General features: G+C 64.9%; 10 protein-coding genes. 9 read left to right on the forward strand and 1 reads right to left on the reverse strand.

From position 1 onward, the window contains the following. Positions 1-80: 80 nt before the first annotated feature. The 4 genes from proB (at position 81) to EOA85_RS17100 (ending at position 4,631) form a co-directional block, all read left to right on the forward strand. Positions 81-1,244, forward strand: coding sequence for a glutamate 5-kinase (proB, locus tag EOA85_RS17085; protein ID WP_127210505.1), 1,164 nt, complete (start codon positions 81-83; stop codon positions 1,242-1,244). A gap of 3 nt (positions 1,245-1,247) precedes the next feature. Next, positions 1,248-2,534: a glutamate-5-semialdehyde dehydrogenase gene (locus EOA85_RS17090; RefSeq protein ID WP_127210506.1), complete on the forward strand. Its 1,287-nt coding sequence runs from the start codon at positions 1,248-1,250 to the stop codon at positions 2,532-2,534. Between the two features lie 59 nt (positions 2,535-2,593). Continuing rightward, on the forward strand, positions 2,594-3,226 hold the full coding sequence (locus EOA85_RS17095; RefSeq protein ID WP_245485831.1) for a nicotinate-nucleotide adenylyltransferase: 633 nt from the start codon (positions 2,594-2,596) through the stop codon (positions 3,224-3,226). Between the two features lie 91 nt (positions 3,227-3,317). Continuing rightward, positions 3,318-4,631, forward strand: a complete 1,314-nt coding sequence (locus EOA85_RS17100; RefSeq protein ID WP_127210507.1) for an MFS transporter — start codon at positions 3,318-3,320, stop codon at positions 4,629-4,631. A 5-nt stretch (positions 4,632-4,636) separates the two neighbouring features. On the opposite strand, the gene EOA85_RS17105 is transcribed toward EOA85_RS17100, so the two are convergent. Beyond that, positions 4,637-5,491, reverse strand: a complete 855-nt coding sequence (locus EOA85_RS17105; RefSeq protein ID WP_127210508.1) for a mechanosensitive ion channel family protein — start codon at positions 5,489-5,491, stop codon at positions 4,637-4,639. 240 nt (positions 5,492-5,731) lie between these two features. Between EOA85_RS17105 and rsfS the strand changes: the two genes are divergently transcribed. The 5 genes from rsfS to EOA85_RS17130 form a co-directional block, all read left to right on the forward strand. Then, on the forward strand, positions 5,732-6,109 hold the full coding sequence (gene rsfS / locus EOA85_RS17110) for a ribosome silencing factor (RefSeq protein ID WP_023800052.1): 378 nt from the start codon (positions 5,732-5,734) through the stop codon (positions 6,107-6,109). Between the two features lie 81 nt (positions 6,110-6,190). Continuing rightward, positions 6,191-6,673: a 23S rRNA (pseudouridine(1915)-N(3))-methyltransferase RlmH gene (gene rlmH, locus EOA85_RS17115; RefSeq protein ID WP_127210509.1), complete on the forward strand. Its 483-nt coding sequence runs from the start codon at positions 6,191-6,193 to the stop codon at positions 6,671-6,673. Between the two features lie 164 nt (positions 6,674-6,837). Then, a complete protein-coding gene (locus tag EOA85_RS17120; RefSeq protein ID WP_127210510.1) occupies positions 6,838-8,199 on the forward strand; it encodes a murein hydrolase activator EnvC in 1,362 nt (453 codons plus the stop codon). 1 nt (position 8,200) lies between these two features. Continuing rightward, a complete protein-coding gene (locus EOA85_RS17125; RefSeq protein ID WP_065011203.1) occupies positions 8,201-9,526 on the forward strand; it encodes a S41 family peptidase in 1,326 nt (441 codons plus the stop codon). 151 nt (positions 9,527-9,677) lie between these two features. Then, a partial coding sequence (locus EOA85_RS17130) for a divergent polysaccharide deacetylase family protein (RefSeq protein ID WP_127210511.1) occupies positions 9,678-10,496 on the forward strand: 819 nt, incomplete at its 3' end.

A 10,496-nucleotide genomic window follows, 5' to 3' on the forward strand; every position in this document is an offset into this window, starting at 1 on the left:
GTGCTGCGCGCGCTGATGGGGGTGGTGGCCGAGGCACGCGACGCTGTCGCCGCTCCGGTCGAGACGCGCTGGAGATAGCGATGGACGCGCAGTCGCTGAGAAAATACCGGCGTATTACCGTCAAGATCGGCTCGGCGCTGCTTGTCGACCGCACGACGGGCCTGAAGCGCGACTGGCTGGCCTCGCTTGCTGACGACATCGCCGTGCTGGCCAAAGGTGGCGCCGAGATCCTCGTCGTGTCGTCCGGCGCCATCGCGCTTGGCCGCACCATTTTGGGCCTCGGCAAGCGGGCACTGAAGCTCGAGGAGAGCCAGGCGGCGGCGGCCGTCGGGCAGATCGCGCTGGCCGGCGCCTGGTCGGATGCGCTCGGCAAGGGCGGCCTGAAATCCGGCCAGATCCTCCTGACGCTCGGCGACACTGAAGAGCGGCGCCGCTATCTCAACGCGCGGGCGACGATCTCGACGCTGCTGAAGATGAAGGCGGTGCCGGTCATCAACGAGAACGACACGGTGGCGACCTCCGAAATCCGCTATGGCGACAATGACCGGCTGGCCGCGCGGGTGGCGACGATGATGAGCGCGGATCTGCTGGTGCTGCTTTCGGACATTGACGGGCTCTACACCGCGCCGCCGGCGCGCGACCCGCAAGCCCGGTTTATTCCGGTCGTTGACCGCATCACCCCCGAGATCGAGGCGATGGCAGGTGCGGCCGCTTCTGAGCTTTCGCGCGGCGGCATGCGCACCAAGCTCGACGCCGGCAAGATTGCCACCGCCGCCGGCACCGCCATGATCATCACATCAGGTACGCGGTTGTCGTCGCTGCTGGCGATCGAGCGTGGCGAGCGGGCGACGTTCTTCCGGCCGAGCGCCAATCCGGTCAAAGGCTACAAGACGTGGATCGCCGGGCAGCTCGAACCGGCTGGCCGGCTGACCGTCGATGCCGGCGCCATCGGTGCGCTGCTGTCGGGCAAGTCGCTGTTGCCGGCCGGCGTCAAACTGGTCAGCGGCAATTTCTCGCGCGGCGATACGGTGGCGATCCTGTCGCCCGAAGGCCGCGAGATCGCGCGCGGACTGGTTGCATACGATGCCGCCGATGCCGTAAGGATCGCAGGGTTGAAGACGGCGGAGATCGAAACGGTGCTCGGCTACGAGGCGCGATCGGCGATGATCCACCGCGACGACCTTGTGGTGAGCCGTCCCGCAGACCAAGTATGGGCCGGTGACCAAGTAACCAGCGGAGGATGAGCCATGCTGAAGCTGCATGAAAAATCCCGGGACGACAACGCCGCGCTGATGGCCGATATCGGCCGCCGCGCGCGGGCCGCCGCGCGACCGCTGGCCGTCGCCACAGCCGAGCGCAAGCACGCCGCGTTGATCGCCATGGCGCAGGCGATCCTTCGCCGCGAGCGCGACATTCTCGATGCCAATGCCATCGACATCAGGAATGGCGGGGAGTCCGGGCTGTCGGCGGCGTCAATGGACCGGCTGAAGCTCGACCCGGCGCGCATCCGCACCATGGCCACCGGGATCCGCGAAATCGCCGAATTGCGCGATCCGGTCGGCGATGTCATTGCCGAATGGGACCGGCCGAACGGCCTGCATATTGAGCGCGTGCGCACGCCGCTCGGCGTGGTCGGCGTTATCTACGAGAGCCGGCCGAACGTGACGGCCGATGCCGGCGCGCTGTGCCTCAAGGCCGGCAATCCGGTGATCCTGCGCGGCGGCTCGGACTCGCTCAACTCCTCGGCGGCTATCCATGCCTGCCTGGTCGAAGGGCTGAAGGCGGCCAAGCTGCCGGAGGATGCCATCCAGCTGGTGCCGACCGCCGACCGTGCCGCCGTCGGCGAGATGCTGAAGGGGCTTTCCGGCAATATCGACGTCATCATTCCGCGCGGCGGCAAGAACCTGGTCGAACGCGTCCAGAACGAGGCGCGGGTGCCGGTCTTCGCTCATCTCGAAGGCATCTGTCATCTCTACATCGACCGCTCGGCCAAGCTCGAGATGGCGGTCAGGATTGCGGTCAACGCCAAGATGCGGCGCACCGGCGTCTGCGGCGCTGCCGAGACGCTGCTGGTCGACCGCGCTGTTGCCTCCACCCATCTGGTGCCGATCCTCGACGCGTTGCGCGCGGCAGGGTGCGAAATCCATGCCGACGCCGAGGTGCTGAAAGTTTTTGCTGACGCCAAACCGGCGAGCGACGCCGACTGGGTGACCGAATATCTCGATTCTATCATCGCGGTAAAACTGGTCGACGGCGTTGTCGGCGCGATCGACCATATCGAGAATTTTTCATCGCACCACACCGAGGCGATCGTCGCCGAGGATGCCGACGCGGTCGAACGTTTCTTCAATGAGATCGATTCGGCGATCCTTCTGCACAATGCCTCGACGCAATTCGCCGATGGCGGCGAATTCGGCATGGGCGCCGAGATCGGCATCGCCACCGGCAAGATGCACGCGCGCGGCCCGGTCGGTGTCGAGCAACTGACCTCGTTCAAGTACCGCGTGCGCGGGACGGGACAGGTGCGGCCTTGACGTTATTTGCCGTTAGAGCCTGAGGGCGCTACTCGTGTCAGAGGGGGGCGCCTAGCGCGATGCTGTCATCTTCCGAGCCCGCCGTCTCCTCCCACTATCTGAAGATGCCACATGCCGGAAAAGGCTTGGCCGTCGGGCTGTTCGGCGGTTCGTTCAACCCGCCGCATGCCGGCCATGCACTGGTCGCCGAGATCGCGCTCAGACGTCTGGCGCTCGATCAGCTGTGGTGGATGGTGACGCCGGGCAATCCGCTCAAGAGCGCGCGGGAACTGGCGCCGCTTGCCGAGCGGCTGCGCCTGTCCGAGCAGGTCGCCCGGAACCCGAAGGTCAAGGTCACCGCCTTCGAAGCAACCCATTATGTCCGCTTCACCGCCGACACGCTGGCCCTGGTCAAGGCGCGCAATCCGGGCGTCGACTTCGTCTGGATCATGGGTGCCGATTCGCTTCGCGATTTCCATCGCTGGCAGCGCTGGCGCCAAATCGTGATGACGTTTCCGATCGCGGTGATCGATCGCCCTGGCGCGACGCTGTCGTTCCTGTCGTCGGTTGTCGCCAAGACCTTCGATTACGCGCGTGTCGACGAAGGCGACGCGCCGCGGCTGGCCCGGATGAAGGCGCCGGCCTGGACGTTCATCCACGGCCCGCGCTCGTCGCTGTCGTCGACCGCGATCCGCAAGATGGCTAAGGGATAGGCGTCACCTTCTCCCACAGGGGAGAAGGGAAGACCGCTGATGTCGCATTTGCGGCTGCTTTTCCCTGATCCGTGGGCGATCCTGCGCGGGCATGACGTTTCTCGAGCGAAGCCAGACCCAACGCGATCCGGCGCAGGGCAGCCCGCCAGCCCCGGCGATCGCCATTGCCAGCATCGTCGCGTCGATGGCGCTGGTTGCGGTCGGCAACGGACTGATGTTCGCCTATATTCCGGTCCGGCTCGGCGCCGAGGGCTTCGATCCTACCTGGGCCGGGCTGATCGTCACCGGCCTTTCGGCCGGCGGCCTGGCAGGCTGCATCTTGACCGGTCCGCTGGTGCGGCGCGTCGGCCATGCTCGCGCGTTCATGGTGCTGTCGGCGCTGATCGTGCTGTCGAACGCCGCCGTCGGGGCCGGGCCGCAACCGCTGTCGTGGATCGCGGCACGCGCGCTCTATGGCTTTGCCATATGCGGCCTGTTCATCGTCGCGCAAAGCTGGCTGAACGACGTCGTCGCCAACGCCATACGCGGCAGGGTCATGGCCTTCTTCTACGTCGCCTATGTCGCCGGGCTCGGCGTCGGCTATTCGACACTGGCGCTGATCGATATAAGGGCTGCGGACGCGCCCTTGATCGGCATCGCCTTCACCGCGCTGTCGATCCTCCCCGTTGGGCTGACGCGGCTCGCCCAGCCACCGCCGCCGCAGGCGGCGTCGGTCGCGCTTGGCCGGGCCTGGCGGATTTCGCCGGTGGGCGTCGCCGGCATGGTTGCCGTCGGCGGCCTGTCGATGACGATTTCGGGCTTCGCGCCGATCCATGCCACGGCCAAGGGCTACAGCCAGGCAGATGTGGCACTGCTTTTGTCGGCGATGCCTGTCGGCACATTGATCCTGCAGATCCCGCTTGGATGGATTTCCGACCGCACCGACAGGCGATTTGTGCTGGTCGCCGCTTCGGCGCTTGCCATGGTGGCGGGCCTGTTCGCCATCGGCTTCGATGGTGGTGCGCTGGCGGCGCTGGTCGTCATCTATGTCGTCTGGGCCGGCGCGTCGGAATCGATCTATTCGCTGGCCAGCGCACATGCCGCCGACCGCGCCGGCAAGGACGACATGGTGGCGCTGTCCAGTTCGCTTCTTTTTGCGTGGTCACTGTCCGGCTTCATCGTGCCCGGCATCGTGACCGGGCTTTCCGCCATCTATGGAACGCAGGCTTTCATCTATGTGGCCATCGTCATTGCCACTGGTTTTTGCCTGTTCGTGCTGTGGCGTGTGGTGGCGATGTCACCTGTCCCCGCCGCCGAAACCGGCAATTTCGCGCCGATGACGGCGCAGGCACCGCTGCCGGTAGACCTCGCTTTCCCATCCGAAGAACAGCGTCGCGCGGACAAGGAGACCTACGCCGGCAATTGATCATATCACTGTCGGGTGGCGGCTTCCTGCCGTGGCGCTTCCGGCGGCGGCGCGGGTATAGAAACGCCTTCGCTGTCGAAAGCCTGCTTGGCGCGTTTGGTGAGATCGATCTGGGTGGCGAAGAAATCCGCAGCCGAGGTCCAGTAGCGCAAGGTGATGGCGACGTTGCTGTCGCCGACGGTCGCTACAAAGGCAATCGGCGCCGGCTCCCGCCTGACGCGTCGGTCGGCGGCGGCGACGCCGAGCATGGTCTTTTGAGCGAAATCGATGTCGTTCCAGGAGCCGATGGTCAGCGTGATGTCGCCACGTCGGGCACCGTTGCGTGTATAGTTGCGCACAGGCTGGTTCCACAGCGTCGAATTGGGGGCGAGGATGTAGACGCCGTCGACCGTTCTCAACGTGGTGGCGAACAGGCCGATTTCCTCGATGGTCCCGGCGATGGCGCCGACCTCGACATACTCGCCGATGCGGAATGGCCGCAACGCCAGCAGCATGATGCCGGCGGCAATGTTCTGCAGCGTACCCTGCAGCGCCAGGCCGATGGCCAGGCCGATGGCACCAATGGCGGCAATGATCGAGGTCGTCTGGACGCCGAACTGGCCGAGCACCATGACGACGACGAGGATCAGTATGGCGTAACGGACGATCCTCGAGAAGAAGTGGCGCAGCGTCGTGTCGAAGCCATGGATATGGCCGAGGCCGGCATAGATCGAGCGCTGGGCAAGACCGGCGACGGTATAGCCGAGGACCAGCAGGATGACGGCGCCGATTGCCGAGAAGGCGTACGAGACGACCAGCGCGCTGAGCTGCGCAAGGCCGGACTGCACGGTGAGGAGAGCGTTCTGAGGGTCGATAGGCATGAGGGGGATCCGGTTGGTCAATGCGCCGATAACCCAGGCCAGGCGAGAAGAGTTCCGTTTTTTCTTCAACTACGGAACCGGAAGAACGGTTCTTCGTTGGCTACAGCAGGGCTGCCGTCTTGAAACTGCAACGCAACTCTGCCTATCTAAGGGGTGTCACCTGCTTTGAAGGGTGATTTGGTTGTTCTTGCTGCGAAAGGAAATACACTGAGAACAGCACTGTGGAAGAAGGCCGACATCGTGCCTTCGCCGGCCGGGATCAGCGTAAACGACGCCGTGTCCCGCGCCATCAAGACAGTCCTTGCCAGTCTGGAAGACTCCAAGGCCGAAAACATCGTCTCAATCGACATTCAGGGAAAATCGAGCCTCGGTGACTATATGGTCATCGCGTCCGGCCGATCGCACCGTCATGTCTCGGCTGTCGCCGATCATCTCCTCAAGGCGCTCAAGGATGCCGGGCTCGGCACGGCGCGCGTCGAGGGACTGGCCGGCGCCGACTGGGTCCTGATCGATTCGGGCGACATCATCGTCCATGTCTTCCGTCCCGAAGTCCGCGACTTCTATAATCTCGAAAAGATGTGGCAAGCGCCGGACCTCGAGGAAGAGACCCTCCACTGAGCCGAATTTGATTGATGCATGTCGTTCCCAAAACCGGTGACCACTTTTGGTGACATGCATTAGCGGCTCTTCGAGGCAGGGATGAAAATCACCGTTCACGCCGTGGGCCGGATGAAAGCCGGCCCCGAGAAGCAGCTCGCCGACAGGTATTTCGAGCGCTTCGCCAAGAGCGGGCAGGCCGTGGGGCTCGAATTCTCAGGGGTCGTCGAGATTCCGGAGGGCCGCGCCCAGACCGCCAACGAGCGTCGCCGCGAAGAAGGCCAGAAGCTGCAGACGCAGCTGCAGCCCGGTACCGCGCTGATGCTGCTCGACGAGCGCGGCAAGAACTTTTCCTCCGAGGATTTCGCCGGGCGCATCGGCCTGTTGCGTGATGGCGGCCGCAAGGCACTCGTCATCGCCATCGGCGGTGCCGACGGTCACGACCAGTCGCTGCGCGATCAGGCCGATCTGATGGTGTCGTTCGGCGCGCTGACATGGCCGCACCAACTGGTCCGGGTCATGTTGGGCGAGCAGCTTTACCGGGCCGTCACTATTCTTTCGGGTCATCCCTATCATCGCTCGTGAGTCCTTGCCCGCAAATCCATGGGCAGGTTCCAACCCAAAACCGGTGGATTGGCGTGAGCCGCCCGGATTTCGCCTCAATGCGTCACGAGGCTGGTTGTGGTCGGCAGGGCTCTCGAACATGGTTGATGGTTCGTTAACGAAGCCACGCATAGAGTCGGGCTTCAATGTCTGAGGATTGGAAATCGCGAACGGGCTTTTGGCGCGCACGCTGCGGCTTGGCAGCGGCGCTGCTTATGCTGTCGCTTGGTGCCGCGCGGGTTGAGAACAGGCTCGACATGGCGCCTGATCCGGACCAGAGCCGTGCCGAATACGAACGGGTGTCGAAGGAGATCACGCTGTCGTCGGAGCGGTTGGCCAAGCTCGCCGCCGACATGGCGACGGTCAAGAAGGACCATGCCTCGATCACCGCGGCGCTGATCCAGTCGGCGATGACCGAGCAGAAGCTCGGCCAGGACATCGAGGACATCGGTGCCAAGCTGGAACGGTTGAAGGGCGAGGAGCAGAAAATCCGCGCCTCGCTGGCCGCTAGACGCGACGTTCTGGCCGAGGTGCTGGCCGCGCTGCAGCGTATGGGGCTCAATCCGCCGCCGGCTATCCTGGTCAAGCCGGAGGACGCGCTGTCGTCAGTGCGCAGCGCCATCCTGCTCGGCGCCGTGGTGCCGGAACTGCGCCAGCAGACCGAGATATTGCTGGCGGACCTCAAGGAGCAGTCGCGGGTGACCGCTTCGATCGAGGCGGAGCGGGCGCGGCTGACGGCGGCAGTCGGCGAACAGACGGCGGAAAAGAAGCGGCTCGGCATGCTGCTCGAAGCCAAGCAGAAGCTCGAGGCCGAGACGCAAACGGCACTGGCGGCGGAAAAGCAGCGATCCGCAGCACTGGCGGCCAAGGCCGGCAGCCTGAAGGAACTGATCGCCTCGCTCGAGGCCGACAAGGCCCGCAAAGCGGCGGACGCGGCGAAGGCAGCCGAGCAGAAGGCCGCGGACGCCGACAAGGCTCCGGCACAGACGGCTCCGGCACAGAAGGCCCCGGCACAGACGGAACTGGCGGCCCTGCCGGTCCCGGAAGCCAACCGGCTCACCGCCGCTGCACCGTTTTCGGCGCTTCAGGGGCAGATCGCGCTGCCCGTCACCGGCAAGATCAAGCGGCGGTTCGGGGCCAGCGACGGTAACGGCGCAGTGATGCTCGGTGACATGGTTGCGACACAATCGGGAGCCATCGTCACCGCGCCAGCGGACGGAAATGTGCTTTATGCGGGACCTTTTCGCTCCTATGGTCAACTCTTGATCCTGAACGCGGGTGACGGCTATCATGTCGTTCTCGCGGGGATGAGCAGAATCAGCGTCGCGTCTGGCCAGTCGGTGCTCGCAGGAGAGCCGGTCGGCGCGATGGGAGAGGCCCGGGTGGCGAGCACCTCGGCATCGAAGAATGGAAATGCCACGCCGGAGCTCTATGTTGAGTTCCGCAAGGATGGAAAACCCGTCGATCCGACCCCATGGTGGGCGGACCGTTTCTCTGGAAGGACGTGAGATGATGCGGAAACTTTCGCTTCTGTTTGCCGGTGCGCTGATGGGCGCATCCGCGATGAGCCTGGTCTATGGCGCCCCCGGCTCGACGGCGAACGCTGCGGGCTCCGAGACCTATAAGCAGCTGGCGATTTTCGGTGACATCTTCGAGCGGGTGCGGGCGCAGTACGTGACGCCGCCCGACGACAAGTCGCTGGTCGAAAATGCTATCAACGGCATGCTTACCTCGCTCGACCCGCACTCCTCGTATATGAACGCCGAAGAGGCGCAGGACATGCGCGTGCAGACCAAGGGCGAGTTCGGCGGCCTCGGCATCGAAGTCACCATGGAGAACGACCTGGTCAAGGTGATCACGCCGATCGATGATACGCCGGCCGCCAAAGCGGGCGTGCTTGCCGGCGACTATATTGCCAAGATCGACGGTGAGGAGGTTCGCGGCCTGAGCCTCAACGACGCGGTCGAGAAGATGCGCGGGCTGGTCAACACGCCGATCAAGCTCACTATCCTGCGCGAGGGCGCCGACAAGCCGATCGAACTGACGGTGGTGCGCGACATCATCAAGGTCAAAGCGGTCAAGTTCCGGGTCGAGAACGACATCGGCTACATGAAGATCACCTCCTTCACCGAAAAGACGCATGACGACCTCGAGAACGCCATCGACACCATCAAGAAGCAGGTGCCGGACGAAAAGCTCAAGGGCTACGTGCTCGATCTGCGCCTCAATCCGGGCGGGTTGCTCGACCAGGCGGTGAGCGTGTCCGACGCCTTCCTCACCCGTGGCGAGATCGTCTCGACGCGCGGCCGCGATCCGAAGGACGTCACCCGCTTCGACGCGCGGCCGGGCGACGACATCGACGGCAAGCCGCTGGTCGTGCTCGTCAATGGCGGCTCGGCCAGTGCGTCCGAAATCGTCGCCGGCGCGCTGCAGGATCTGCGCCGCGCCACGGTGGTCGGCACGCAGTCCTTCGGCAAGGGTTCGGTGCAGACCATCGTCCCGCTCGGCGAGAACGGCGCGCTGCGCCTGACGACGGCGCTCTATTACACGCCGTCCGGCAAGTCGATCCAGGGCAAGGGCATCACGCCCGACATCAAGGTCGACCAGCCGTTGCCGCCGGACCTGCAGGGCAGGGATTTGACGCGCGGCGAGTCGGACCTCAAGGGCCACATCAAGGGCAGCGACGAGGGCGATACCGGTTCGGGCTCGGCAGCCTATGTGCCGCCGGAGCCGAAGGACGACCTGCAGCTCATCTTTGCCCAGCAATTGCTGCGCGGCGAGAAGACCGATCCGGCGTTCCCGCCGAATCCGGACAAGGCCGTCTTGAACCAGTAGGGCCGTGCTGAACCAGTAGGGGCTGTGCCGAACCTGTAAAGGTCGATCAGCCGGACAACAGGTCTGGCTGCCTGATTGAAGCGATGTAATGCTGCCGGGGCCGCAAGGCCTCGGCAGTTTGATTCGGGGGAACCGCGGCTGGGGATGCGGCTTGGCTGACATCGGCAACGACATCGAACGCCCACTCGGGCAGGCCGTGCGGCCGCCGCGCGCGCCCCGCAGGATCAGCGCGGGTGTGGTCGCGGCCACGCTCCTGGTGCTGGCCGTGATCGGCGTCTCCGGCGCGATTGCGCTGCGCGAAAGGCCGTTTCGAAAGCCGCAAGAAGTCACCGTTTCGACGCCGAAGACGACACCGGTGGTCGAATCCGCAGCGCCGGCCGCTGAGCCGACATTGAAGGCGGAAGCGGTACCCAACACGAGCGGGTCCAAGACAGGCGGGCCGCAGATCATCAACCTGCCGACCGAAGCGGGCGATGGTCCGCCCAGGGCGGCCATTGTCATTCGCGACCCTTCGACGATCGGCCAAAACCTGAGGATCGCGCATATTCCCGACAGGGCGCTGGTCGAGGCCGGCGGAACCGGCCCATTGCCGGTTCGTGCCGCTGACGGCAGGCGGCCGTTCGATGTCTATGCGCGGCCGTGGTCCGGTTCACGCGGTGCGCGCGTGGCGATTGTCATCGGCGGGCTTGCCGTGTCGCAGACCGGCACGCAGGCGGCCATCGCCAAGCTGCCGGCCGAAGTGACCCTGGGCTTCGCGGCGCAGGGCAACAGCATCGGCCGATGGATGCAGGCGGCGCGGCAGAGCGGCCATGAGATCGTCATGCAGGTGCCGCTCGAACCGTTCGACTATCCGAACGTCAATCCCGGCCGCAACACGCTGACGGTCGCGGCTACGACGGATGAGAATTTGAAGAATTTGCGCTGGGCGCTGTCGCGGACGACCAACTACACCGGCGTCATGAACTATATG

Source organism: Mesorhizobium sp. M5C.F.Ca.IN.020.29.1.1 (assembly GCF_003997375.1).
GTDB classification, from domain to species: Bacteria; Pseudomonadota; Alphaproteobacteria; order Rhizobiales; family Rhizobiaceae; genus Mesorhizobium; species Mesorhizobium wenxiniae.